24 protein-coding genes, 1 rRNA gene and 1 pseudogene are annotated in these 24,146 nt (G+C 53.6%); 13 read left to right on the top strand and 13 right to left on the bottom strand.

Annotated features, from left to right (window positions below):
- Window positions 1-85: 85 nt before the first annotated feature.
- Together rrf and COHPA_RS0102225 are read left to right on the top strand one after the other, a co-directional pair.
- Window positions 86-202: ribosomal RNA gene (gene rrf / locus COHPA_RS0102230) — 5S ribosomal RNA — on the top strand.
- Between the two features lie 171 nt (window positions 203-373).
- Complete coding sequence (locus COHPA_RS0102225) at window positions 374-754, top strand: hypothetical protein (RefSeq protein WP_027084565.1); 381 nt, start codon at window positions 374-376, stop codon at window positions 752-754.
- Here the strand turns inward: COHPA_RS0102225 and COHPA_RS26390 are convergent.
- Window positions 747-940, bottom strand: a pseudogene (locus COHPA_RS26390) (transposase); the annotation flags it as partial. The gene COHPA_RS0102225 and the pseudogene COHPA_RS26390 sit on opposite strands and share 8 nt — an antisense overlap.
- A gap of 341 nt (window positions 941-1,281) precedes the next feature.
- Window positions 1,282-1,692, bottom strand: coding sequence for a cupredoxin domain-containing protein (locus tag COHPA_RS0102220; protein WP_169733238.1), 411 nt, complete (start codon window positions 1,690-1,692; stop codon window positions 1,282-1,284).
- Window positions 1,693-1,841: 149 nt separating this feature from the next.
- On the opposite strand from COHPA_RS0102220, the gene COHPA_RS25755 reads away from it, so the two are divergent.
- From COHPA_RS25755 to COHPA_RS0102205, 3 genes are all read left to right on the top strand, one after another.
- On the top strand, window positions 1,842-2,090 hold the full coding sequence (locus COHPA_RS25755; protein ID WP_027084563.1) for a hypothetical protein: 249 nt from the start codon (window positions 1,842-1,844) through the stop codon (window positions 2,088-2,090).
- A 194-nt stretch (window positions 2,091-2,284) separates the two neighbouring features.
- A complete protein-coding gene (locus tag COHPA_RS0102210) occupies window positions 2,285-4,027 on the top strand; it encodes a pyrroloquinoline quinone-dependent dehydrogenase (RefSeq protein WP_169733237.1) in 1,743 nt (580 codons plus the stop codon).
- A 79-nt stretch (window positions 4,028-4,106) separates the two neighbouring features.
- Window positions 4,107-5,231 (top strand): carboxypeptidase-like regulatory domain-containing protein, encoded by a 1,125-nt coding sequence (locus tag COHPA_RS0102205; protein ID WP_027084561.1) that lies wholly within the window; start codon window positions 4,107-4,109, stop codon window positions 5,229-5,231.
- Here COHPA_RS0102205 and COHPA_RS0102200 read toward each other — a convergent pair.
- The 7 genes from COHPA_RS0102200 to COHPA_RS24135 form a co-directional block, all read right to left on the bottom strand.
- On the bottom strand, window positions 5,206-6,144 hold the full coding sequence (locus COHPA_RS0102200; RefSeq protein WP_027084560.1) for a dipeptidase: 939 nt from the start codon (window positions 6,142-6,144) through the stop codon (window positions 5,206-5,208). The two genes, COHPA_RS0102205 and COHPA_RS0102200, sit on opposite strands and share 26 nt — an antisense overlap.
- A 6-nt stretch (window positions 6,145-6,150) precedes the next feature.
- Entirely contained in the window at window positions 6,151-7,233 is a 1,083-nt protein-coding gene (gene pqqE, locus COHPA_RS0102195; RefSeq protein WP_027084559.1) for a pyrroloquinoline quinone biosynthesis protein PqqE, read from the bottom strand.
- The gene (gene pqqD, locus COHPA_RS0102190) at window positions 7,224-7,502 is read right to left on the bottom strand and encodes a pyrroloquinoline quinone biosynthesis peptide chaperone PqqD (RefSeq protein WP_027084558.1); all 279 of its coding nucleotides are present in this window, start codon (window positions 7,500-7,502) and stop codon (window positions 7,224-7,226) included. Before pqqD ends, pqqE begins: the two co-directional genes overlap by 10 nt.
- The gene (gene pqqC / locus COHPA_RS0102185; protein ID WP_027084557.1) at window positions 7,499-8,212 is read right to left on the bottom strand and encodes a pyrroloquinoline-quinone synthase PqqC; all 714 of its coding nucleotides are present in this window, start codon (window positions 8,210-8,212) and stop codon (window positions 7,499-7,501) included. Before pqqC ends, pqqD begins: the two co-directional genes overlap by 4 nt.
- A complete protein-coding gene (gene pqqB / locus COHPA_RS0102180; protein WP_027084556.1) occupies window positions 8,212-9,132 on the bottom strand; it encodes a pyrroloquinoline quinone biosynthesis protein PqqB in 921 nt (306 codons plus the stop codon). The genes pqqC and pqqB overlap by 1 nt, the downstream gene beginning before the upstream one ends.
- Before the next feature lie 49 nt (window positions 9,133-9,181).
- Window positions 9,182-9,253 (bottom strand): pyrroloquinoline quinone precursor peptide PqqA, encoded by a 72-nt coding sequence (gene pqqA / locus COHPA_RS26385; protein ID WP_425393700.1) that lies wholly within the window; start codon window positions 9,251-9,253, stop codon window positions 9,182-9,184.
- Between the two features lie 146 nt (window positions 9,254-9,399).
- The gene (locus COHPA_RS24135; protein WP_027084555.1) at window positions 9,400-9,831 is read right to left on the bottom strand and encodes a WGxxGxxG family protein; all 432 of its coding nucleotides are present in this window, start codon (window positions 9,829-9,831) and stop codon (window positions 9,400-9,402) included.
- Window positions 9,832-10,036: 205 nt separating this feature from the next.
- On the opposite strand from COHPA_RS24135, the gene COHPA_RS0102170 reads away from it, so the two are divergent.
- Both COHPA_RS0102170 and COHPA_RS0102165 read left to right on the top strand, forming a co-directional pair.
- A complete protein-coding gene (locus tag COHPA_RS0102170) occupies window positions 10,037-10,603 on the top strand; it encodes a YhcN/YlaJ family sporulation lipoprotein (protein WP_027084554.1) in 567 nt (188 codons plus the stop codon).
- A 138-nt stretch (window positions 10,604-10,741) separates the two neighbouring features.
- Entirely contained in the window at window positions 10,742-13,225 is a 2,484-nt protein-coding gene (locus tag COHPA_RS0102165) for a glycoside hydrolase family 9 protein (RefSeq protein ID WP_027084553.1), read from the top strand.
- Between the two features lie 77 nt (window positions 13,226-13,302).
- Here the strand turns inward: COHPA_RS0102165 and COHPA_RS0102160 are convergent, their stop codons facing one another.
- Window positions 13,303-14,022 (bottom strand): glycosyltransferase family 2 protein, encoded by a 720-nt coding sequence (locus COHPA_RS0102160; protein ID WP_027084552.1) that lies wholly within the window; start codon window positions 14,020-14,022, stop codon window positions 13,303-13,305.
- 28 nt (window positions 14,023-14,050) lie between these two features.
- Window positions 14,051-14,740, bottom strand: coding sequence for a GT-D fold domain-containing glycosyltransferase (locus tag COHPA_RS0102155; protein ID WP_027084551.1), 690 nt, complete (start codon window positions 14,738-14,740; stop codon window positions 14,051-14,053).
- A gap of 172 nt (window positions 14,741-14,912) precedes the next feature.
- On the opposite strand from COHPA_RS0102155, the gene COHPA_RS0102150 reads away from it, so the two are divergent.
- From COHPA_RS0102150 to COHPA_RS0102135, 4 genes are all read left to right on the top strand, one after another.
- Window positions 14,913-15,359, top strand: a complete 447-nt coding sequence (locus COHPA_RS0102150; protein ID WP_027084550.1) for a cell wall hydrolase — start codon at window positions 14,913-14,915, stop codon at window positions 15,357-15,359.
- A gap of 253 nt (window positions 15,360-15,612) precedes the next feature.
- Entirely contained in the window at window positions 15,613-16,395 is a 783-nt protein-coding gene (locus tag COHPA_RS0102145) for a hypothetical protein (protein WP_027084549.1), read from the top strand.
- 17 nt (window positions 16,396-16,412) lie between these two features.
- On the top strand, window positions 16,413-17,864 hold the full coding sequence (locus COHPA_RS0102140) for a hypothetical protein (protein WP_027084548.1): 1,452 nt from the start codon (window positions 16,413-16,415) through the stop codon (window positions 17,862-17,864).
- Window positions 17,865-18,416: 552 nt separating this feature from the next.
- Complete coding sequence (locus tag COHPA_RS0102135) at window positions 18,417-19,430, top strand: GRAS family protein (protein ID WP_027084547.1); 1,014 nt, start codon at window positions 18,417-18,419, stop codon at window positions 19,428-19,430.
- Between the two features lie 7 nt (window positions 19,431-19,437).
- On the opposite strand, the gene COHPA_RS0102130 is transcribed toward COHPA_RS0102135, so the two are convergent.
- A complete protein-coding gene (locus COHPA_RS0102130) occupies window positions 19,438-19,890 on the bottom strand; it encodes a DUF3237 domain-containing protein (RefSeq protein ID WP_027084546.1) in 453 nt (150 codons plus the stop codon).
- On the bottom strand, window positions 19,887-21,149 hold the full coding sequence (locus COHPA_RS0102125; RefSeq protein WP_027084545.1) for a flavin-dependent oxidoreductase: 1,263 nt from the start codon (window positions 21,147-21,149) through the stop codon (window positions 19,887-19,889). Before COHPA_RS0102125 ends, COHPA_RS0102130 begins: the two co-directional genes overlap by 4 nt.
- Before the next feature lie 212 nt (window positions 21,150-21,361).
- Between COHPA_RS0102125 and COHPA_RS26380 the strand changes: the two genes are divergently transcribed.
- Both COHPA_RS26380 and glgP read left to right on the top strand, forming a co-directional pair.
- Entirely contained in the window at window positions 21,362-21,652 is a 291-nt protein-coding gene (locus COHPA_RS26380) for a LuxR C-terminal-related transcriptional regulator (protein WP_027084544.1), read from the top strand.
- Between the two features lie 137 nt (window positions 21,653-21,789).
- On the top strand, window positions 21,790-23,964 hold the full coding sequence (gene glgP, locus COHPA_RS0102115) for an alpha-glucan family phosphorylase (protein WP_027084543.1): 2,175 nt from the start codon (window positions 21,790-21,792) through the stop codon (window positions 23,962-23,964).
- The last annotated feature ends 182 nt before the right edge of the window (window positions 23,965-24,146 follow it).

The raw sequence follows: 24,146 nt of genomic DNA, 5'->3' as shown, positions 1-24,146 counted from the left end.
CAGGCTTTACGGTTCGAGCCAGCTAAAGCTGCTCGATTTCGCATCCAGTTTTCAAGGCGCAAGCCTTGAACCACATGACTTCTGGTCTGGTGGCGATGGCGGAGGGGTTCCACGCGTTCCCATCCCGAACACGACCGTTAAGACCTCCAGCGCCGATGGTACTTGGACCGCAGGGTCCTGGGAGAGTAGGACGTTGCCAGGCCGGATGCATGCCCGAGCAATCGACGAAGTCGACGGCCAGGGCTGAAGCTAATGCAAACAGCACCCCGAAAGGGGTGTTTTTTTGTGTTGCCTCCTCTCCGAGAAAGAATAATTCGGGCATGGCAGACAGACATTAATGACTGTTCGACGTTAATAGGGGAGGAACGATAGTATGTTGCCGGATGGCGAGAAATCAGTGATGGTATACTTTAACACGCCGGACCAAGCCAAGAAAGCACTAGAGCAAATGAAGAACGAGTTCGAAGTGATTGAAGCCAAAGTCGACCGTTTCGACGGATATCCCGGAGACGGGGCCAACCCGGACAATCCGATCACGGGCGATATTCCAAGCCTTGGATCGCTGACCTTGGGCGGGAACTTTAACCGCGACTCTGGAATATTAGCCGCGGCTAGCACCAGCGCAAGCGGCCTAAGCTCGGGTGGACCGGGCAATAGGGTAACCGGAACGGATATTCTATTGACCGCAATCGTCCATGAGAAGGATCGACAAAGAGCGATGGACATCGCTTACGAATGCGGAGCGCTTAAATAGAGGCGATGCCGTAGAAATGATCCATTGCAGCCTTATTCAGCATATTGCGGGCAAGTGAAAGCCACCCGACCTCTAGGCTCGCTTCGGCAAGCCGCGAAGCAGAAAACGCCGGAAGCTCCGGTTGCTCTTCATTTGCCCAGACACACTCTCCGGCTCGATCATCCGTTTGGCCGACAGCGCAAAGCCTACCACGCTACACCAACTGCACGGAGTACAGTTCGTTATCACCTTATCGTCATTTTTTACTGAATAACGGCATCGAATACCTCTCATTATCGCCGAAGCCGCCAGAACGCTCATCTTCTACAAAATAGCTGCACTTCATACCGTTTACAGGTCAAGGAGAATCCCGAAAGTTGGATACCTGCCATTTATGCAGTTCGTGTCGAGCGATGACGCTGCGTTGGCTTAGTTGATATCGATCATTAAACAACAAAGAGGCGTCACTCGGTCGAATCGACCTTTGGGACACCCCCATTTTCCTCTTAGTGGAATTTCTCCGACAGGAAAGTTCTCCTTGTAACGATTTATTGGACGATAATCTGTCCGACCATATTGTCGTGGCCTTGTCCGCACTGAATACTACAGTGAAACTCGTAAGTACCGGTTTTGTCCAATTTGATCGTTGCGGTTTCGCCGCCCTTGATATTCACGCCTAAATCCCCGATCTCCAGCGCATGAACGCCTTTTTCGTTGTTCAAAGTCAGTACAAGCGTATCGCCTACGTTCGCTACGATCTCGGGTTCGCTGAACTCCCAGTTGACGGCATTCACGGTGATTTCCTTCGTAGCTCCTCCGCCAGCACCCGCCTGTTGAGATGCCGGCGCCGAAGGAGTTGGGGAATTCGCGTTATTGTTGTTTGCATTCCCGCATGCGCTAAGCGCGAATAAGGCGACTAATGCGAGAAACGCACTTAACTTGATGGGCATTCGTGTCATAGTGTGTATACTCCTCCTATAATTATTCGCCGTTAATATGCCCAAAAGCATCTAGACTTAATCTTAAGCGGCATAATCGATCGTTGTCCTCACATACAATCGGTGTGAGGGAATCGAGACGTTCGTCGTACGAAAAGGAGGGTGTGCGAATGGCTAGAGCTTTCTTGAAATCACCTGTAAAAGGCGTGTTGATGGGAGTCTCAATGACCGGCGGATGGCTTCTAGCCGACCTCTTGCTTCCGGAGCCTTGGGGTGACTTTATTCTGTTCGCATCAATGGCAGTGGTGAATATCGCGATCGGATGGAAACTCGGGAAGCTTTACGATTCGCAGAACGACAAGGAGACGGAAGGCGCCTTCGGGGCCGATCAAGAAGCCAACCTGGATTTGCGATCGTAGCAGGGGGGCGGGTTGCGTCACCGACTATACGCAGTCGCTTTGGTCTCTCGATAGTGGAGAGACCTTTTTTGTTTGTACTCGGAACTTTACATAAAATACGCCAATTGGGCAATACCATTATCAATGATGATGGCATGAAGCATCCTCGTCTGAATCGCGAAGCCGCAAACTCACACATCTTGGAGGTCATGATCGTGACAACAACGCAAATCAAAATAGGAGCGGCGCTGTCATTATTGTTTGTTCTGAGCAGTTGTACCGGGAACAACAACAATAATAACGATAACGCTTCACCATCTCCTTCGCCAACGTCCAGCCCGGCCGCGACGAATTCGCCTCCCGCAACCGGCGTAACCGGCCAATCCTTCGAGAACTGGGGATCTTACGGGTACACGCTGGCGAACAATCGCCACGTCCCGTTCAAGGAGATCACCGCCGATAACGTTAACGATCTCGGCGTAATCTGGTCCGCGGACCTGAAGACGCTCGACAAAGACGTCAAAAACGGAAACCAGTCGTATCCGGTCGTCGTCGATGGAGTTATCTACGTAACGACGGCAGGCAACCAAGTATTCGCGTTCGATTCCGTAACCGGGAATACGTTATGGCATTGGAAACCGACTGCGGAGCAAGCCGCCGGCTTCTCCAAAGCGGGGATTATCGCCAATCGCGGCGTAGCGGTAGGCGAAGGTAAAGTGTTCATGCTTGCGGTCGACAACTCGTTGATCGCCTTGGATCAGAAAACCGGCGAGTTGGTGAAAATGATTAAGCTTGCCGACTATATCGACGGAGTTACGATCGAGAACGGATATTACGAAACGACCGCGCCTCAATATTACAAGGGCAACGTGTATATCGGCAACAGCGGCGGCGACAACGGCGTCCGAGGTTTCGTCGCTGCATTCAAGGCGAGCGATCTGACCCCTGCATGGGATTCCCCGTTCTGGACCGTACCGCCGAAGGGCCAAGATTGGCTGGCGAACAGCAAGTTCCAGGGAGGCGGGGCGGTGTGGAATCCCGTAGCAATCGACGAAGAGACCGACATCATGTATTTCGCGGTAGGTAATCCTGCTCCGGATTTCTTCGGCGCCAACCGCCCGGGGGATAACCTGAATACCGATTCGGTCGTGGCCGTGAACGCGATGACCGGCAAGCTCGTCTGGGCCAAGCAGGAAGTGAAACACGACTTATGGGATTACGACGCGGCAGCCTCCCCGATGATTATCAACGCCACGGTGAAAGGCGCCAAGAAGAAGCTTGTCGTGGAAGGCGGCAAATCCGGATTATGGTTCGCCTGGGATGCCGCCACGGGAGATGTCGTATGGGACGGCGTTCCTTTCACCAAGATCGATAAAAAGGACCCGACGCCTGAAGGTACGGTCAGCTATCCCGGAGTGCTCGGAGGAGAAAACTATGCCCCTGAAGCCTATGATCCCGCGACGAATTACGTCTTGATTCCGGGCGTAGAAGAGCCTTCGCGCTTCAAGTCGGCGAAGACCGAGGCGGAAGCCGGAACACCGGACTTTCCCGGGGCTGCCGCATTCGGCACCAACTACGAAGCCGTGGAGGACTTCCAGGGATACGGTACGATCACCGCGATCGACGTCAATACCGGCAAGCAAGCTTATCAGATTAAGACGACCGCAGCGCAAAGAGGCGGCATAACGAGCACGGATTCGGGTCTTGCGTTCTTCGGCGAGCTGGACGGCAAGATCAACGCGCTCGATATCAAGGCGGGGAAAGTAATTTGGACGTTCCAGACGGCCGGTGACAACGTGCAAGCCGCTCCATCGATCTTCACGGTCGACGGTAAAGAATATATGGCCTTCACCACGGGCGGAACAAAACCGAAGTTGCATGTATTCGGAATCGGCGGCAACAAGACGCAAGGTCAGGCTGGTCAAGCCGAGACGGGCAACGCGCATTCGGCGCAATAATCGCGAAAGGGCCCCGGCGGTCAAGCCAGGACGCGTATCGTCTTGGCTTGACCGTCTCATCTAAAAGGAGACCACATACATGATAAGAATGAGCAAAGCGGGATTATACATACTCTTGACATTCGTAACGGCATTATGGACGGATTCCCGTTGGATCGCGCACGCGAACAAAGACGTCCTTCAAGCCCGAATCGAGCTTGAACAGACGACGTTCGTCGTCAAGACATGGCGAGGCGACGGCTCCCATTTGGCTGCCGATAGGGGCAGGCTGACTTTGGGCGGGCGTCCGGTCGCTAACGCCCTCGTGCAAGTCGATTCGAAGGGAAGAACGATCAGAACCGGAGAGGACGGAGCTTTCGCGTTTGACGTCGATCGTAGTCTTATCGCCTACAAGCCCGTTAAGATTACATCCGTCCATGAAGCGACGATGGATGGCAAGCCGATCGGGAAAGATCAAGCTGCAGCCATCATGACAGCTGCAGCCGCGATCAGCGTCTACCATCCGATCGAGTTGATCAAGGTCAAGCCTTCGGACGAGGATGCGAATAAAGTCAAGGTTCATGCGCGGATCAGAAGCGAACCGGGCGACATCATCTCATTCTTCCAAGCCGATAAGTATCGGATATCGGGTCGGGTAGGGGACCACGACGGCAATCCCGTTAAAGACGCGATCGTATGGATCGATCGGGATAGGGGGGAAAGCTTCGCAAAGTCGACTCCTACGGATAAGGACGGAAATTACGAGATGTATTATTGGCCAGAGGACGAGGAGACGAACCTTACCGTTATCGTAGGTACCCGTCGTTATACGCTGCCGGACGGCAAGGTGATCAAGCTTCCCCGAAACACAAGCGTGGATATTCGAATCAGGCTGCCAAGGGAAGGAACGGTGATCGACGACAAGTCTCCCATGCTTGTCTGCACGACCGCGAAGGGAGCGTCGTACACCGGCCTGCTAGCCGGGTTGGACGTCCCCCCCGGGACTTCTTATGCGTTGACAATTCCCGACCGGCAAGGCCGGTTCGTGCTTACTGTTCCCAAGGACGCATGGGATAAGCGTCCTCGGTTTTTCGAGACGCGGCTGACGGCGTTCGTCGGGCTAGATAAAATTCTGAAAGCAGGAGACGAACTCCCTTCGGATTATTTGCATCCAAGCGATAAGGACCCGAGAGTGGACGTTATCCGTCCGGCAACTGCTCCATGAAATATCGGTGCCAGTTGCCGTGCAGGAAAAGCTTGACGTCGTCCTCCCGGTAATGCTTCAACAAGAGGTTCGCTAGCCGATCATAATGTCCCGCGTGTTCAAGTCCGACGATCCATTCCTTGATCCCGTCGAAGTCGGAGCCGAAGCCGATATGGCATTTGCCGCCTAATGCGCATACATGATCGATATGAAGAAGAATCCGGTCGATGGAGACAGGCGGACCCTCGCTCACGAACGGAGGAACGAACGTAATTCCCATGACGCCGCCGGCTTGAATGAGCGCGTTGATCTGCGTATCCGACAGGTTCCTCGAGCGGGGGCTGATCGCGCTTGCGTTGGAGTGGGAAGCAATAACGGGCTTCCGGGATGCTTCGAGGAGCTCCCAGAAGCCTTTCTCGGAGAGATGAGAGACATCCATGATCAAGCCTAGTCGGTTGCATTCCTGGACGAGCTCCATTCCCGCCGCGGTAAAACCGCCTTGCCTCGGCTCAAGAACGCCGTCCGCCGCCCAATTGGCGCGGTTCCAAGTGATGCCGACGATCCTTACGCCGAGATGATATAGAATCCGAAGATAGGCCAAGTTTCCGTGAAGCGAATCTACTCCTTCCAAGGATAGCAGCGCGCCGATCCGATCGTCGCCGATGGCTAGGCGCATGTCGGATTTCGCGCGGATAAACCGCATCTGCGGCAAGGCAAGAACGCGTTCGTGGAACAAGTCGATGCTCTCCAGGACGTATCGGAAATCGGCGGACCATCGTTCCGGTAAATAGACGGCGAAATTCTGAACGCGGATGCCGGACGCCAGCATTCGCTCGAACGTAACGTCCAGGCCTTCTTGGCCGCGGACGAAATCCAATTCCGGACTGACCAGCAGCTTGCTGAGCACGTCGCAGTGAGCATCGATAATAATCATCCTCGATCACCCTCCGCGGTACGAATAGGAATACGTTCCCCGTTCTCCAGTCTCGTTCGAACCTATCCGATTCAAGATTACGCTGCGATGCGGAGATAGAGCGCATACGGGATCGGTTGCCCGGGCGTCGCCCGTCAACAGGAAAGCTTGGCACCGACAACCGCCGTAATCCAGTTCGCGCCGTTCGCAGCTCCTGCAGGGCTCAGGCATCCATTCCTGGCCTCGAAAAGCGTTAAATGAGGGAGAGTGCTTCCAAATCCAATCCAAATCGCGATCCCGCACATTGTCGAAGGACAAGCTCCGAATTTCCGATGATGCGGTGCATGGCAGAACCTGCCCATCCGGAGCTATTGTGAGCGAAATATGGCCCCATCCGCCCATGCAGGGCTTCGGGGAGTCTTCGTAATAATCAGGCACGATCCATAAGAGTTCGATTTGTTTGCCGTAACGCTCGCTCGCCCGGACGTAGGCGGCTTCGGCTTCCTTAAGCTGTTCCCTGAGCGGAAGCAATTGATCGACGTTGCGCAATGCCCATCCGTAGTATTGGGCATTGGCCAGCTCTAACCGCTGCGCTCCCCATGCTACGCAAAGAGCGATCATTTCCTCGATCTGATGAAGGTTGGCGCGATGGAGGACGACGTTCATATTCAGCGCAAGGCCGTTCTCTCGGATATGCTTAGCTGCTTGTCGTTTCCGTTCATATGCCTTGAATCCGGCAATCGTATCGGCAAGCTCCGAAGTGGCGGCTTGCAGGCTAAGCTGTACGCTGTCGACTCCGGCTTCCGAGAGACGCCGGACTCGCTCTTCCGCCAATCCGACCCCGCTCGTAATCAGGTTGACGAAGAAGCCTAACTCGCGGGCCCGAACGATAAGCTGTTCCAAATCCGAGCGCAATAGCGGTTCTCCGCCCGTGAAATGGACTTGCACGACACCTAGATCGGCTGCCTGTTCCAATACGTTCAGCCACTCATCGGTCGAAAGCTCGCATTCTCTCTTCTGAAGTTCGATCGGATTCGAGCAGTAGGGGCAATGGAGCGGACATCGATGAGTGAGCTCTGCCGTTAAGGCATAAGGTAAGCCTACGGGCATACTTCTAACCATCCTTTCTCCGCGGCCGCCGCTAAAAATTCGAAGATATCGTCTTCGAGACCGGTCTGTCCGTACTTCGCCTCCAGTTCTCCTATGATCGTTGCTATCGTGCGCTGCCCGTCGCAGAGGCGGAGGATCGCCCCCGCCGCCTCGTTAAGCTCGACGACCCGCTCCGGCAGCAGCAAGAGTTCCGCCTGACGGGCTTTGTCGTATTTCAAGCGACCCGGACCGCTGACCTTCGGCCGTTCCGACAGCGCCCAATGACTCATCGCTCTTGCTCACCTCCGGGATAAGCCAAGCTAAGCGCATCCAGCAGCGCCCACAGAACGTTGCATTTGAAGCGCAATGCGTCGATCGCTCGTTCTTGATCGCTGCGATCCCTGCATTCGCGCAAGACGATGCTGAGTCCATGGTCCGCGTCGCGCGGCGCTTGGTGCAGCCGGGCTTGAAAGTAAGCGAGCCCTTCAGGGCGAATCCATGGATACAACTGCTCGAAGACGCCGATCCGCTTCGATACGAGAGTAGGGGCGAACAACTCCGTAAGCGAGGAGGCGACGGCTATAGGCCATGGCTCCAGCCGACAGAAGTTCACGTAGGCGTCGACGGCGAATCGCACGGCCGGAAGCACGTGACGCTCATCCAGCATTTCCTCGCGAGAGATTCCCGCGGCTTCGCCAAGACGTATCCACGCTTCGATACCGCCTTCGCTGCCCGCCCGTCCGTCATGGTCGATGATTCGCTGTATCCACTCGCGGCGGTCTTCCCTGGAAGGCAGCTTGGACAAGATCAAGGCGTCTTTAATCGGGATATTCTTCTGATAGTAAAATCGGTTGGCGATCCAAGCCCGTAGCTGGGCAGGGGAGAGCTTCCCTTCGTGCATCGCGATATGGTAGGGATGCTTATCGTGATAGCGCTCTTCGCCAACCTGCCGCAAACGCGACGTAAATTGTTCGTTCGACAACAAATACGATTCCAACATCAAACTTCCATCTCCATCCCGTCAAACCCGACTTCAATGCCCATGGCTGTCAACCTTCGTCTTTCCGGCGAATGATCGACCAATATCGGATTCGTGTTATTGATATGAACATAGACTTTGCGCCTCGCCGATAGACGCGCGATCCGTTCGGCGCTGCCGTTCGATCCGGCAATAGGGAGGTGTCCCATGTCGGATGCGTCCAGCTCGGACGCGCCCAGCGTGCGAAGTTCGTCGCTATGCCAGAACGTTCCGTCGAGGAATAGGACGTCCGCGCTCTCCGCATGCCGCGCAAGCGTGTCCGACCAAGACTCGATCCCCGGCGCATAGACGGCCACGCCTCCCGTCTTCCGATCCGTCATGCGGTAACCGACGACCCATGGCTTCGATTCCCGAGTCGGATGGAGGGGAGGGCTCGCGCGGACGTATCGGGGAGGCTTATTGCCCAAATCAATCGGACATACCGATAATTGTCCCCCAAATAGGTGGAAAGATTCCTCCGGTACAACCTCTATCCACCGATTGCTCGCGAAAGGTTCAATCACTCGCCGTATCGGAAAGCTATCCGCTAGCGCTTGAAGCACGGGGGAAGGGGCGTGTATATCGATGGACGTGCCCTGTCTGAGTCCTAGAAGACCTGTCGTATGATCCAATTCCGCGTCGGTTAGCAGTACGGCTTGAATAGGAGTCCCGCGTAGGGAAGGGCCCGGGTGAAGGCAGGCTTGCGCTTCCAATTGAACGCCTATATCCGGGCTTGCGTTCAGCAATACCCAACGGATTCCGTCAGGGCTGACGGCGAGCGAATCGTTCCGCCTAGCGCTTACGTTCGGATCGCCGGATCTCGTCCGACGGCAATTCGGACAAGCGCAATTCCATTGCGGAAAGCCTCCGCCCGCGGCGGAACCTAACACTTTAATGATCATCGGTTATCCCCTCTAAAGCAGAGATGCCGGATTGCTCCGGCATAGCGAGTTATTTGCGGTAAGCGTAAGCCGTCACTTCTGCGCAAGTCTCGATAATTCTGAAATCGGGCTTAACCCACATGGGCATATCCTCCCTTCGTGATTTCGGCGAGCGACTTGATTCATTGTATGTCGGTTTCGGGATGTCCAAGAAGCACAAAAAATAACGATGCAAGTTCCCTTCCGGAGTCCGAAAAGAGAGCTGCATCGCTATTGCGCATGTTGACGTTAACGATTACGTTGCGGATCGCGGTTCCGAAGCCCGAAAAGACCGAGAAGTCCTAACCATCCGAGCCACCCCCACGAGGTGTTGCGCTCCGTCGTCGCCGCAGCACGATAGCCATTGGTGTTATAAGACTGCGAGCGGTACGTTGAAGCACCGTTCGTCATGCCAGTGCCGCGCTGATTCGCATTGACGTTCCAGAATTGGCTCCCTGTACCCGTGCCGTAGACGCTGACTTCGCGGTTGCCGGTTGCTTGCGTTCTCGTCCCTCTGTTATGCGACTGAACATGCATATGATCGTGACGATCCGTCCCCATTCCGTTGCCGAGGCCGCCGTTTCCTCCGTTGGTCTTCCCGGATTCGGCATAGACCGGAACTGCAACCATCATCAAAGCGACAACCGCTGCGCACAAGCCGCTTAAAACTTTATTTTTCATCGAAATACCTGCCTTTGAACGAATATTTACTCTTGCGGTTAGGTTCTCATCACAGCATGGATCTTATACAGGCCCGTCCTGCGAAAATATCCCAATGGTTATAACGGCAATGTATAAGGTGGAAACCCGCGCATAAACAATATGCAATGTTCCAATCCTAACGACAGCGAAGGAAGCCGAACTATAAGCCGGGGGAGGATTGGAATTGCGCATACAATGGATGGCGTTCACGATGCTAGGTTTACTGACTTTAACCGCATCGGGATGCTCGGACAGAACACCGGACGCCGTTGATGGGAGCATTCGATCGAACGCGCTGCCTACCCCGAATATCGGGATTCTGGACGGGGTTTCCCGGGCGAAGGCCTTGGACAGCTACGATGCGGCCGGCTTGCACGACAACACCTTTTTTCAATTGAACGATGAGATGTCGGACGTCGTGATTCATATGCCGGGCGTGCAATCCGCTTACGTGATGATGACGGACCGCAACGCCTACGTCGCGGTGAACCGAGGGTCCTCGGATATTCTGACGAACGGACCGCAGCTGCCGGATGCTTTCCTATCCAACGTCTCGGACGCCATTCGTTCGAGATCTCCGTCAACGCGTAACGTGTTCGTCTCCGAAGACCCGGTATTGTGGAGTCGCATGCAGACTTATACCCAAGCCGTACGGGAAGGTTACCCGCTCCGGCGATACGTCTCCGAGTTCAATACGCTCGTCCAGCATGTGTTCCCTGACGAATCCAGTCGACCGCCAACATTCCGATAATCGGTTCAAGAAGGGACAGGGCGCCTGTCCTTTTTTTATTTTTACATAGAAAATCGGCTAAATCGATCAATTGTATCGGAGCGGGACGGCGGTGTATGATCATCTATATCAGGGGTACGAATATAAGGAGGCTGTATAATGGGCAAAGAAAACGGGTTCACGTCCTCTCGGAACCAGGGATTCCGGTTAAATCGAGATGACGGTTATTTCAAAAATCTAGGCGTGGACGTGATGGCCTTCGACGATATTTATCCGGAAGGGCATCAATCCGGCGTCAGTATCATAATGCACGGCAATCGCGTCGCGACGAACGGCGATATCCGATTCGAACAGACGCCCGGACAATGGCAACCGGTGCCCAAGCAGGGCGATCGCGAACTGGACGAAACAACGAATACGATCGCCACTACGCTCAGTTTTCCGGACTCATCCAGGCACTTAAAGGGTTTTAATCCGATGATCTATCCCGATTTCCAATTCAATTACAAGGTTATTGTCCAAGGGGAGGGGGCTTCGGTCAAAGTTACCGTCGATTTGGACAGACCGATCCCGGACAAGTTCGTCGGCAAGTTAAGCTTCAACCTGGAGCTGTTCCCCGGCGCGTTGTTCGGCAAACCTTGGATCATGGACAACAAGCACGGCATTTTCCCCGAACAGCCTAACGGTCCTCTGTTATCGCAACCGTCCAATTCCCCGCATGCGGGGAACTTTAGCGAGCCGGATGCGAAAGCGGATCCCAAGCTTCTGTCAGGCGACAACAAGGCATACAATCCGATGATCGCGGACGATCTGATTGCCGAACCGTATGCGATTGGAAAACGTTTTACAGTCCGGCCCGACGACCCTTATAACCGCTTTACTATCGAGAGCAAGGGCGCGGAGCTGAAGCTATACGACGGACGCATGAACCATAACAACGGCTGGTTCGCGATCAGCAGCGAAGTGCCCGCAGGTGCCGCAAGCCGTGCGATAGAATGGGTGATCACGCCCAACGTCGTAGAAGACTGGATCTATCCGGCCGTCGTACAAACCTCGCAGGTGGGCTATCATCCGAAGCAAACGAAGACGGCCATCATCGAACTTGACGAGCGGGATCGCAAACGCCAGAAACCCGTGCTTTATAAATATACGGAGAACGGCGCCGAACAGGTTCTTGCCGCCGAAGGAGAAGAGTGGGGACGATTCCTCCGCTATCGCTACTTGAAGTTCGATTTTACGAACATTAGGGAAGAAGGGTTGTACAAAGTCCAATACGGCGCTTCGGAATCGTCCGTATTCCGTATCGCGGGCGATGTGTACGACCGGGGCGTCTGGCAGCCGGTGCTGGAGTATTTCCTTCCCGTGCAAATGTGTCATATGCGCGTAAGCGAAAAATACCGCGTATGGCACGGTCATTGTCACCACGATGACGCCCGGATGGCTCCGGTAAATCTGAATCACTTCGACGGCTATGAACAAGGCCCTTCTACGTTGACCACTTATAAACCGGGCGAAGTCGTGCCTGGACTGAACATCGGCGGATGGCACGATGCCGGCGATTTCGATCTTCGCATAGAATCGCAGTCCGGTGAGTTCTATACGCTCGCCTTGGCGTACGAAGCCTTTAATGTCTATTACGATGCGACAACCATAGACCAGAACCGCAGAATCGTCGAGATTCACCAGCCGGACGGCAAGAACGACATCCTGCAGCAGATCGAACACGGCGTTTTGTCCGTCGTGGGAGCCTATCGTGCATTAGGACGGCTCTATCGGGGGATTATCGAAAGCGATCTTCGTCAATATGTCCATCTGGGCGATAGCGCGAGCATGCTCGGGGATCGCTGGGTGTTCACCGAAGATAATCCGCCGCGAGAATTAACGGCAGCCGCCCATCTGGCAGCCGCTTCCCGCGCTTTGAAAGACTTCAATCCGACCTTAAGCAACCAATCTTTGCAGTCGGCCTGCGAGATTTACAGCGTTACGGATGGAACCGGCCATGCCAGAACGGCCAAAATTCACGCCGCCGCGGAATTGTACCTGGCCACCGGCGAACGATCCTACAAGGACTTCTTGCTATCGGAAGCCGATTATATCGTCGAGTCGATCGATAAAGTAGGCTGGTTTATCGCGCGAGCCGAGCAAGCGATGAATGACGCCGGTTTCACGAGTAAAATTCGCGATGCATTGCCGGCTTTGAAGGATCGGCTGACGCGGTTAATCGCCGAGACGCCGTATGGGATACCGTATCGCCCGCATATATGGGGAGCGGGGTGGGGGATCCAGAAACTCGGTTTCGAATACTATTTCCTGCATAAGGCTTACCCTGAATGGTTCGATTCCGAGATGATATTTAATGCGCTTAACTTTGTGCTCGGTTGCCATCCGGGGTCCAACACGATGTCGTTCGCATCGGGAGTGGGCGCTCATTCGGCAACGGTAGGATACGGGCTCAATCGCGCCGACTGGTCGTATATTCCCGGCGGCGTCATATCGGGCACCGCGCTGATTCGGCCCGACTTCCCTGAGTTGCTTGTGTTCCCCTATCTATGGCAGCAGGTGGAGTATGTACTCGGAGGCGGCTCGACGCATTTTATGTTCATCGCTTTAGCGGCGCAACAACTTACAAGGGGAATGGAATAGGAGACGTTACGTACAAAGCCCGCGGCGATCATCGGCCGCGGGCTTTGCTATCGGGCGGTACGAGATTCGGTTAGAGATCAACGCCGGTTACGATTCACGATCTTGCCGAAATCGTCCGTGCGGACGACCCGAACGTTCTTCGAGGCTAACAAGCGCTTATCCGTTATTCTCCACGTATGCGACCTCGAATCGGCTCTTCGAACGGCAACGAAGTTATACTTGGAGGTCGTATAAATCCGATACCCTTGCTTCAAGCAATCTTTGATGAATAGGGCATCAGTACCTTGCTTGGCCTTGGCGAACTTGACGCGCCGGAACACTCTCCGGTTGAACATGATCGTAGCTCCGGCAATGGCCCACACTCTTTGACCGGGACGATGTCTTCTTTGACGCAGCAACAGCTTTCCGGAGTGCGGGAAATAGAAATAGATCGATTCCTTGCCGACAAGATCGGCTTTCGGTTTCATGAGAAGCTTCATCGCCTCGGATATATAATTGGGGGAATAATAGTCGTCATCGTCGATTTTGGCGATATAGCGGTATTTGGCTTTGGACACCCCGAAGTTTAAGCATTCGCCCAACGACTTGCGCTCGGGAAGTTGATACACCCGTACATGGCGATATTTCTTCGCCTGTTCGAGATAGTCGGCACGGCGGAGGCTATTTTTATTCAGAATAATGATAAGCTCTTTGGGATTCCGTTGCTGACGGGCATAGTTGTCGAATATACGATGGATATATTGCCTGCGGATCGTTGGGGTAATGAGGGTTACGCCCTTGCGTGAAGCCCGGCCCATGAACTTCGCTCCTCTTCCTATCGGAAAATTATTTGCGTTTAACGAACTTCGGAGCTTGCCCGAAATCGATCGCGACTTTACCGGTTAATCGGGCGATTCGCGGAGCTAAGATGACCGCGTTCACACCGCAGGTGATCAGCGCCAAATCGAAAGAGCGTTGATGTCGCGCCGCTTTTCTTAAGGCGGAACGAATTTGCCTATAATGAGCGAACCGGATCATTGCGGTAACTTTCGCGCGATAGGGCGGGCGCTCCAGGACGGATTTAATGGCGCTCGGGTTACGGTTGACCACGAGAATCCGTCTGCCCTTAACGACCTTGCGGAACAACGGCTCATAAGGCATCACGCGGTTTACGATCGCGTTGCAGGTTAACCGAGGATTAAGCTTGTAATGGCGAAACACCCGATCGGTTAAACGTCTCTTCAAATAGCGCGGAGCACGGATCATGCGATCGTTCTTATCGAGTATGCCTACGACGGTAGCCTTTCGAACGGAACGTACCAGCTCGTCGCGAAGCCTCAAGTTCGGAAGAGTTACCCCTTTATCTTTACGTTTCGCCCACGGCTCGCGCATGACTTTCTTTAAGGGCCATACCGAATTTTGGCTGATGACGATATTCTCTCCGTCGCCGATTCGTACTAATGAGAAAGCTTCCTTGTTCTTTAAGGCGCGCAGAATGCGTCTTAGTACCGCCGGGAGAGATAAATGAGTGCTCATCACATCGTCCTCGTTTCTCGACAATGTCGGATTAGGTGAACGGATATGCTATACCGTATGTGAGTACCCAGACCCTCAACACGGCACAAGCGGATTTCGTTTAGCTTGGGCCCGAGTAACACTTCCGCTTCGCCTACAATATGATGAGCTATAAATCATCAGAGGTGAGCCAATGGCAGTCGTTAAAGCTACGAAACCGCATATCGATATGCTCGCAAGGCTGCTTCGTGCCGAAGCGGAAGCCGAAGGCGAGCAGGGGATGCTCCTGGTTGGCAATGTCGGCATTAACCGAATCAGAGCGAATTGCTCGGATTTTAAAAATTTGCGAACGATTCCCCAAATGATCGAACAACCGCATGCGTTCGAAGCGCTGCAGCATGGGATGTACTATCAACCCGCAAGAGACAGGGAACGCCGTCTAGCCCAGCGGGCCGTGAACGGGGAGAGAAGTTGGCCGGCCAAATTCTCCCTGTGGTATTTCCGTCCAGGAACGTACGACGCCCCGGGACCCTGCCCGTCGACTTGGTATGGTCAGCCGTTCGTAGGCAGATGGAAGAAGCACTGTTTCTATGAACCGACCGCCGAAGAATGCGATAACGTATATAACACCTTCGGGTAACGAGAGCTTATCCCTGACGAAAAGCCGCGTAAATCGCGGCTTTTCGCTTTTTGGCGATTCATTCTCTCCTTAGTCGATGCAAGGATAGGATAAGTTACCTAATTTCGTCATGACCTCAAGGCTCCATTAAGTGACCGTCATGATGACCGGAGTCACTACCCGCCGTTACATCGTCAATGGTAAGATTTATCACGTTGCAATATTTCAGTGAGTATCTGCACTGATGAAATTTTATTTCTGGAGGAGATAACCCATGAACAAAGTTCTAAGGAAAAGCGCCGTATCCGTTCTTGCGGCCGCTGCGATCGTCACTTCGTTCGCTACCGTATCTGCCGCCGAGAGAGGCGTATCGGTACAGGTGAACGGCAAAGCGATCACTTCGTCGTCGAACGCGATCTTTAACGGTAAAACCTACGTCGATCTTGCCGCATTCTCGAAGACAACGGGCATCAAGTACGTATACGACGCGTCTAAGAAGACGGCTGTCGTGGGCGGTATAAAGCTGAAAGTCATCGTCAAGGGCGGCAAACCGACGGTCGCCGTGCGCGATCTGGCGGCTGCGGCCGGATTCTCGGGTGTCGGCTGGAACGCGGAATCGTTGACGGCAACGCTGAAAGCCGGCAACTTGACCGTATTCGGCGACGCCGTATCGCAGAACTTGGGCTGCGTGCTGACGAGCCGCTTCGCGGTCGGCGACGCGATCGTATTCCGGATGAAAGCTGTCGACGCGAAAGGCAAGCTGGCGAAGGATGCCCAGCTTCAAGTGAAGCTGGGAACCGGCGAAACGATCGACATGGTTATGTTCGAAGAACCGGGCATGCCGGAAGATATGCTCTTCTGGAGAGGAGTCTATCGGATTACCGAGGAAACGCCTAAAGGCGTTCTGAGATATTCGGTTACGGCGCAATCCGCTACGGCGCAAGGAACTTTCGAGCCGTTTAACGTGGAGCCTTCGTTGATCACGATCGTCGCTGCCGAGGAAGCACCTGCATCCGATGAGGCACCTGCGACTGAAGAAGCGCCTGCCGCTAATTAAGAGAGGAGAAGTCGACATTGGATTATCGGCTTAACTTGAAAGGGAAAAAGTGGCTTGCCGTGCTGCTCGCGGGATGTCTCGTGTGGTTGCCTCAAGCATCGCAAGGCTTCGCGGCTAGCGCGAAACCCGAGATTAAACTTGCTCAGACGACGGGAACGATCGGCTCCAAGGTTGATTTCAACGCAACGGGGCTTGCACCGAATAAGACCGCCAAGCTGATCTGGCTTACGGTCGACGGAAGTTATCAGCTAGAAGGCATCTACACCGTCATCGGGCCGCAATATAAGGAGAAGGAAGTCGTCCTGCTGCAAGGGACGGCGGATAAAGACGGAGTCTGGCAAGGAACGTTCACGGTACCGCAAGGTTTCGGCGGAGACCATACGGTGTTCGTGCGCCAAGGCAACAACAACGCGGCGCAGAACAATTACTACGTGAATCCGACGTTCAAGATGTCTCCTTCCTCCGGTCCGGTAGGCACCGAGATTACGATTACGGCGGAAGGCATCGGTCCGGCCAACATGGACAGCAACTGGCAGGTGACCTATGACAACAAGATGACCGGACTTATTACGGCCATCTCGACCGATGGATCGGCAACGGCTAAGTTCCGTGCGTCCGGGTCTGCCGGCAAGCATTCCATTACCGTATGGCACGGCTACCTAGGCATGGGTTACATTAATCACCAGCAAGCTCCGAACGCGTATTTGCCGGTTCCTTCGTTCAGTTTCGATGTAACCGACGAGAAACCGGATTTGCGGAACAGAGTCGGCAAGGTTCCCGCGTCCGCTGCTGACGGGGGCGTGAAGATGCCCGCGCTTAAGATGAAACCGGGAGTCAGCGTTTCCCTCAGCAAGCAAGAAGGCACCGTCGGAGAGAAAGTCGCGCTCCAGGCGAAAGGCGTCCCGGCTAATGAATCTTATCAAATTGTCTGGTACACGATGGTCGGCAATCGCGTTACGGCGGCAGGATTCTCCGAGAAAATGAAGCCGATTGGCAACGTGAAATCGGATGGCGACGGCAATATTCAATACGAGTTCCCGATTCCCGACGACCTTGGCGGCGTACCTCACCGGATCGAGCTAAAATCGGATAAAGAGTCTTTCGGCGAAGCCTATCTGCGGATTCTGCCTTCGATCGTATCGGTGAACAAATCTTCCGGTCCGGCAGGGACGGAGATCGAAGTCGAGATCAAGGGCGCAGGCTGGACTGAATTCGATAACGCCTATTACTTGGTCTATGACAATGCGTATACCGGTTATATGTGCGCGTTCAACAGCCAAGGGACGTTGAAGTTTACGATCATCGCGGCTGGCGAACCCGGACACCATCTCATCGATCTGTATCCCGGCATTTACCGAGGAAAGAAGACAGTGCCGGATATTTATCTGGCTCCTCAGCTCACGTATGAGCAGGATCATCCAGGCTCCGCGATGCCGGCGATCCATCTGAGCTTCGAGATTACGAAATAACGATACCCAAAAAAGGCACTCTCCGGCTCGACCATCCAACTTTAACTGCATGAAGTGCCGTTCGTTATTACAGAATCGTCATTTTTCCACTGAATAACTGTATCGAATACATCACATTATCGCCAAACCGTCAGAACTCTCGTTTCCTACTCAAATACCTGCACTTCGTACCGTTTAAAGGCAATAGAGTATCCCCCTCGATTGGAATACCTGCCATTTATGCAGTTAGTGTGCTGCGTTAGCTTGATTATATCGATCAGCAATAGAAAAGAGGCGTCCCTCTCCGGGACAGCCTCTTTCGCATATATATGCTTAATCTCATAGGTATATTCTCATATGCAATTAGTTATTTACTCACTTCTTTCTCGATAAAATTGCCATTATACTGTCATATTATGTAACCATGTAATCTATGTAAATTATTAACAGGAAATAAGGGGGCGAATAATCGCAATGACAATGCCCATGGTATCAGCTTGCGATTTAGAAGATATACGAAGGGAACAGCTCCTAGCGATATTGCAGGATATGTTAGAGGGTCGGCGGGGACACGTGATCAAGCGATTGTCGTCTTGGATCAGCACGTTGCGCATGGAAGAAGAGGGAGCGGATCTTATTGCCTATCTGTTCGGGAAAGCGTTCATGAGCAGATTGGATCGTTCTCGAATGGAAGTCATGAATTTATATCTTCGTCAGCACGACGTGCCTCAGATCGAGTTGTTCAACCTATTGTGCTCCAAATTTCCGGTAGCTATGGCAGCGGGAACGATAGCCAATCGCTGTCTGGTTAACGCGGCGGAAGGCGCGGATTCGCTTAAGCTTCTCGAGATCGGAATTGGCACAGGCAGACAGATTGTCCTTCTGATCCAGAGTCTTGCCGCGATGAACAAGCCGCCTGTATCCTTGACCATTCATGCGATCGAACCGGATCCCGCTAGTCTGGGTTCAGCGGAGGCGAGCGTACGGAAAGCAGCGGAAGAGGCGGGCATTCATCTGGATTTTCACGGCTGCGCACGGACCATGGAGGATGTTGAAGCGGAATTCTGGAATGATATCCAGGCATCCGACGGGAGATTGCTCGTCAACGCGGCGTTCTCGCTGCATCATGTGCACGGCGGGGCTCCGGATGCAGCGCGCAAGATCTTATTGTCGCGGATACATTCTCTTAAACCGACACTCGTCGTCCTGTGCGAACCCGATTCCGATCATTTCGTACGCGACGTTAGACAACGATTCGCCGAAAGTTGGCGTCACTATTCGAACGTGTTTCGCTTAATCGATCAGTGCGATATCACGGCTCAAGAGAAGCGATCGCTCAAAATCTTCTTCAGCAGAGAGATCGAAGACGTACTCGGAGTACCCGAGACGGATCGGGTCGAGAGGCATGAACGAACCGCATCTTGGATTCAACGGCTTCAATTGTCCGGGTTTGAGCCGGCCAATCCGCTTCAAACTCAAGATCTGCTCTCATGGCCTTTACTTGCAAGGCGGATCGATGAGTGGCATGTCGGTTTATCGGAAGGAAACATCAATCTCGTCTCGATCATTTGCGCTTCTTCGCGTTAAAGTACGTTTACAGGATTTCGTAGAATCGAATGCGAACCGCATCTTTCGTCCGTTCGCCTTTGCCGATCATCAACGTACGATTGAGCCAATCGTATCGGCCGTTCTCGACTTCGAAGAAGGGCGTCGTCCGGAAGTAATAATCTTCCGGGGACACGGGTTCTCCGGCTGCCAACCGGGACATCACTTCTTTCGGACCGTGGCGATACCCCTTATTCACGATATAGATCATGGTTCCATCCGAAGTCTTCATCGTGTACATCGCTTCGATCTCCGCGACGCCGTCCGCGCGGATAAGCTGCCAATCGGCTCCGCCGGGAAGGATAATGCCTTCGATCCTCGGTCCCGAGAATCGTCCTCCCAGAATGGGGATCATTCGTCTCGCGCCTTTGGCTGTGTGCCCGACTTCCTGAATAGGACCGACTTCGATGAAGGCCTCGAAGGCGAAATCGGCATTCATCATGACTTCACTTCCTTACCGGCGTTCAACGTATCTTTATCGAAGCCCGCAATTTGTTTGTAACGCGTAGAGATTGCCTCTAGCTCTTGACGACTGATCACGTCATGAAGGTTCGCAAACCCGTTCGGCGCTCGTTCCTCCACGATCTGCATGACGATCTCGGGACCGTTCTGCCGATTGCTGAGGACGATCGATGAAGTCTTGTCCAATCTTAAAGCTTCAAATTGCTTCAATGCGCCTTCCATGTCATCCGAATCCGACAGGGACTTAGCCAATGCCTCCGAATCGAGTATCGCTTGGGAAGCGCCGTTCGATCCGATCGGATACATCGGATGCGCCGCATCGCCGAGTAGGGCTACGCGGCCGAACGCCCATCGCTTGACGGGGTCTTTATCCACGAGGGGAAACTCGTACACGGCCACCGATTGTTCGATGAGCAGGGGAACGTCGATCCAATCGAATTTCCACTGGGAGAATGAAGGAGCGAAATCTTCCTTATTGGCTTTCCGGTTCCAATCGGTACGGTCCAGCATCCCCCCGGGAACGGTCAATTCGGCGATCCAGTTGATCTGAGATTTTCCTTGCGGGTTAGGTGCGGAGATCGGGTACGCGACGAACTTGACGTCGACATGCCCCATCATGATCATCGACCTGCCGGTCAGGTAGGGAGGGGCTTCCGTCGTGCCGCGCCAAAGAATCCGTCCCCCGTATTTAGGCGCGCCTTCGTCGGGATAATAGTTCTTCCTCACCACCGAGTGAATACCGTCGGCGCCGATCAACAAATCTGCCGAATAACGGCCGATCGACTGACCGCTCTTCCGATTGACGAAATGAGCGGTTACGCCTCCGGCATGTTGTTCGAATTCGGCCAAGTGATGTCCGGTCAAGACTGAATTTTCGCCCAACCTCCGTTGCACTTCCCGCAGCAGAAGCATTTGGAGCTTACCCCGGTGAATGGAGTACTGCGGCCATTGATAACCGGCATCCAATCCCCTCGGCTCCTGCCAGATCAGTTGCCCGAATTTGTTATAGTAAGCTAGCTCCGCGGTTCGCACCCCTTCACGATCCAACTCGTCCGCCAAACCCAATTCGGTTAATACTTTAACGGAATGCGGGAGCAGGTTGATGCCCACTCCAAGCGCGCGGATCTCTTCAACGCTTTCGTAAACCCGCACCTTCATTCCCAACTTGTGCAGCTGCAGGGCAGTCACCAAACCGCCGATCCCGGCCCCGATAATCATTACGCTTTTCCGGTTGATCATAGTTACGCTCCATGTGAATGAATAGAAAATATTATTGTTCTATTATAAATCAAACACGATCGGAAAGGCACTGGCTTTTACGGGTTCGCGATCGCGCTCGAATGTTCAGATAAAGTTCAACGCGAGAATGTACAATGAGTACGATTCATGATGATCGATATAAATAGCGGGATAGAAGAGGTAATCGAACCCTCAGGAGAATCAGAAAAAAGATGATAATCAACACGCTGGATAAATCGGACTTATATTTCGTAACCGTATTAGGTTGTTTTGTCAGGAAGTACGATCTTACCCCCAGAGAAATCGAAGTCGTAGAACACCTCTTGTTCAAAGGCTACAGTAATCGCGAGATCGCACAGGTTTGTTTCATTACGGAGAAGACGGCGAAAAATCATATCGCCAGCATTATGAGAAAGACTTCCGTTAAATCCACCAGACATTTGGCCTCGCTCTACATCAATTTCTTGCATGATTTCATCCTTTCGAAGCCGTCTAACGAATAAACCTCCCCGGATACCGACGTTGAAATCCGTCAATGATTGCCTTAGGCACGCGTACCGTTAAGCGGCATATAGTAAATGGCATCAAGTTTGGCGCTTACACGACGGGGCGCAATCTTCGGCATAATTGAGGTGGGATAATGCACAAGAGCGGCGTGGCGTATTTCTCGGCGGAGTTCGGATTGGATGAATCCTTACCCATTTACTCGGGCGGCCTCGGCATATTGGCCGGCGATCATATTAAGGCGGCAGCGGACCTGAATGTTCCGCTTACGGGAGTTGGCCTATATTACGGAAAAGGTTATTTCCAGCAGCGCATAGACGATGGCGGCTCGCAGCAGCATCTATATCCGGAGATCGATCATCGGGGAAGCGTCTACCCGGTTCGGCTCGTAAAGAATGACGTCGGTCAACCTCTCGTTATCGAGGTTCCGCTCTCCGGCAGGCACGTATATGCGAATGCGTGGTCCGTACAGGTTGGCTCGGTCATGCTGTATCTGCTCCATACGGACATTGAAGCGAATAGCGTCGCGGACCGCCGTCTGACGGACACGCTTTACCCTAGCGATCAGAACGTCCGATTAAGCCAAGAGATACTTCTCGGCATCGGCGGCGCGAGATTGCTTGCAGCGCTGGACATCCAGCCTGACGTCTGGCATATGAACGAAGGACATTGCGCGTTCTTAACGCTCGAGCGCATTCGAATGCTGTCGGCTGAGGGCATCCCTTTCGAGACAGCGCTAGAAGCGGTCAAAGCTAGCACGGTCTTCACGACGCATACGCCGGTTCCGGCCGGGCACGACGTATTTCCGATCGATATGATTGACCGATACTTCGGCGACTACTATTGGCAGCTTGGAACGGACAGAGATCGGGTATTGTCGCTAGGCTGCGTGGACGGCGCATTTAACATGACGCGGCTTGCCGTGAGTCTATCGTCGAAAATAAACGGAGTAAGCCAATTGCACGGAGAGGTGTCCCGCGACTTGTTCCACCGGTGGATGCCGCATATCCCGAAGCAAGATATTCCCGTCGATTCGATCACGAACGGCATCCATATCGGGACATGGCTGGCTGCCGGCATGAAGGAGCTGTTCGATCGGTATCTTCCTTCCGATTGGGCCGCTCGCACAATGGAACCCGATTCCTGGGCAGCCGTTCGGGATATTCCACCGGGCGCGCTCTGGGAAGAACATCAACAGGCTAAACAGAAGATGTTTCGGGAGCTTGGCTTGCCGCTTGACGAGTCCGACGGCGGTCCGCTTATCATCGGTTTTGCAAGACGATTTGCGACCTATAAGCGGGCACTGCTTATTTTCAGCGACCCGGATCGATTAGCGCGCATCCTGGGAGATCCGCAAAGGCCGGCGTGCCTCGTATTCGCCGGAAAGGCGCATCCGGCGGACGGACCGGGGCAAGATCTGATCCGTGCAATCGTAGCGCGATCTCGGGAACCGAGGTTCAAGGATCGCGTCTTCGTCATAGAAAACTATGCGATGGATAAAGCGAGATGGCTCGTTCAAGGCGTGGACGTCTGGCTTAATACGCCCATGAAGCCGATGGAAGCCAGCGGTACGAGCGGACAGAAGGCGGCTCTGAACGGAGTTCTCAACTGCAGCGTGCTGGATGGATGGTGGGCGGAGGGCTATAACGGACGGAATGGCTGGGCCATAGATAGCGCTACGGACGGTGATCGCGAATATCAGTCCAAGCAGGACAGCGAAGCGCTTTACCGATTGCTTGAGGAGGAGATCGTTCCGCTGTTCTACAAGCGAGACGATCAGAAGCTCCCCGCGGAATGGGTTAATTTCATGAAGGAATCGATCTGTTCGCTCGCGCCCGTCTTCAACACCCATAGAATGATCAACGATTATCGGCGCACGATGTATGTCCCGGCGAGCGAGAGGGGAAGGCGATTCGCCGCGGATCGCTTTGAGATCGCCTCAAAGGTTGCTGCTTACAAGCAATTTATCCGCGACCATTGGTCCGGCGTCCGTGTTCGGAACATAGAGATTCTTGACGGCACTAGCGGCAGGATCGGATTGAACAAGACGGCTTTCCGAGCCGTCATTCAACTCGGCATTATAGGGCACAAGGACGTCCGCGTAGAAGCGGTAGGTTCCGACGGCCGACAAGGGATTTGGAAGGCGAAGCTAGAACCGGTTCAGCAGCAGGGCAAGGGGGTTTACGTTTACGAAGGCGCTTCTCCCGACGTCACGGTAGATTTCAGGAAAGCTAACGTGAACGTACGGGTCACGCCGGTCAGCCCTGATTTCGCGCACGACTTCGAGACGGAATTGGCCGCATGGGGATAACGTTGGAATCAGGTTAACATCAAAAAACCAAACTGCGGCCGCAGTTTGGTTTTTTGAGTATTACCGAGCTCCCAACCGTTATTTGTAACCACTATCGGTTCAATTTCGACATTATTCTATCTTTTATGACAAACTTCGATTGATTTTGTCGAAAAGTTGGTATTTATTTGCTATATATCATA

It is taken from the genome of Cohnella panacarvi Gsoil 349, assembly GCF_000515335.1.
Lineage (GTDB): Bacteria > Bacillota > Bacilli > Paenibacillales > Paenibacillaceae > Cohnella > Cohnella panacarvi.
This window is presented reverse-complemented; position numbering and strand designations above follow the sequence as displayed.

Bases quoted from the DNA above. Each gene is read 5' to 3' on its own strand.
- COHPA_RS0102125 (WP_027084545.1), bottom strand. From the start codon at position 21,149: ATGATCAACCGGAAAAGCGTAATGATTATCGGGGCCGGGATCGGCGGT.
- COHPA_RS0102150 (WP_027084550.1), top strand. From the start codon at position 14,913: ATGGCAGTCGTTAAAGCTACGAAACCGCATATCGATATGCTCGCAAGG.
- COHPA_RS0102130 (WP_027084546.1), bottom strand. From the start codon at position 19,890: ATGATGAATGCCGATTTCGCCTTCGAGGCCTTCATCGAAGTCGGTCCT.
- pqqE (WP_027084559.1), bottom strand. From the start codon at position 7,233: ATGCCCGTAGGCTTACCTTATGCCTTAACGGCAGAGCTCACTCATCGA.
- COHPA_RS24135 (WP_027084555.1), bottom strand. From the start codon at position 9,831: ATGAAAAATAAAGTTTTAAGCGGCTTGTGCGCAGCGGTTGTCGCTTTG.
- glgP (WP_027084543.1), top strand. From the start codon at position 21,790: ATGCACAAGAGCGGCGTGGCGTATTTCTCGGCGGAGTTCGGATTGGAT.
- COHPA_RS0102145 (WP_027084549.1), top strand. From the start codon at position 15,613: ATGAACAAAGTTCTAAGGAAAAGCGCCGTATCCGTTCTTGCGGCCGCT.
- pqqD (WP_027084558.1), bottom strand. From the start codon at position 7,502: ATGAGTCATTGGGCGCTGTCGGAACGGCCGAAGGTCAGCGGTCCGGGT.
- COHPA_RS0102225 (WP_027084565.1), top strand. From the start codon at position 374: ATGTTGCCGGATGGCGAGAAATCAGTGATGGTATACTTTAACACGCCG.
- COHPA_RS0102155 (WP_027084551.1), bottom strand. From the start codon at position 14,740: ATGAGCACTCATTTATCTCTCCCGGCGGTACTAAGACGCATTCTGCGC.
- COHPA_RS0102205 (WP_027084561.1), top strand. From the start codon at position 4,107: ATGATAAGAATGAGCAAAGCGGGATTATACATACTCTTGACATTCGTA.
- COHPA_RS0102200 (WP_027084560.1), bottom strand. From the start codon at position 6,144: ATGATTATTATCGATGCTCACTGCGACGTGCTCAGCAAGCTGCTGGTC.
- COHPA_RS0102165 (WP_027084553.1), top strand. From the start codon at position 10,742: ATGGGCAAAGAAAACGGGTTCACGTCCTCTCGGAACCAGGGATTCCGG.
- pqqC (WP_027084557.1), bottom strand. From the start codon at position 8,212: ATGTTGGAATCGTATTTGTTGTCGAACGAACAATTTACGTCGCGTTTG.
- COHPA_RS0102160 (WP_027084552.1), bottom strand. From the start codon at position 14,022: ATGGGCCGGGCTTCACGCAAGGGCGTAACCCTCATTACCCCAACGATC.
- COHPA_RS25755 (WP_027084563.1), top strand. From the start codon at position 1,842: ATGGCTAGAGCTTTCTTGAAATCACCTGTAAAAGGCGTGTTGATGGGA.
- pqqB (WP_027084556.1), bottom strand. From the start codon at position 9,132: ATGATCATTAAAGTGTTAGGTTCCGCCGCGGGCGGAGGCTTTCCGCAA.
- COHPA_RS0102220 (WP_169733238.1), bottom strand. From the start codon at position 1,692: ATGACACGAATGCCCATCAAGTTAAGTGCGTTTCTCGCATTAGTCGCC.
- COHPA_RS26380 (WP_027084544.1), top strand. From the start codon at position 21,362: ATGATAATCAACACGCTGGATAAATCGGACTTATATTTCGTAACCGTA.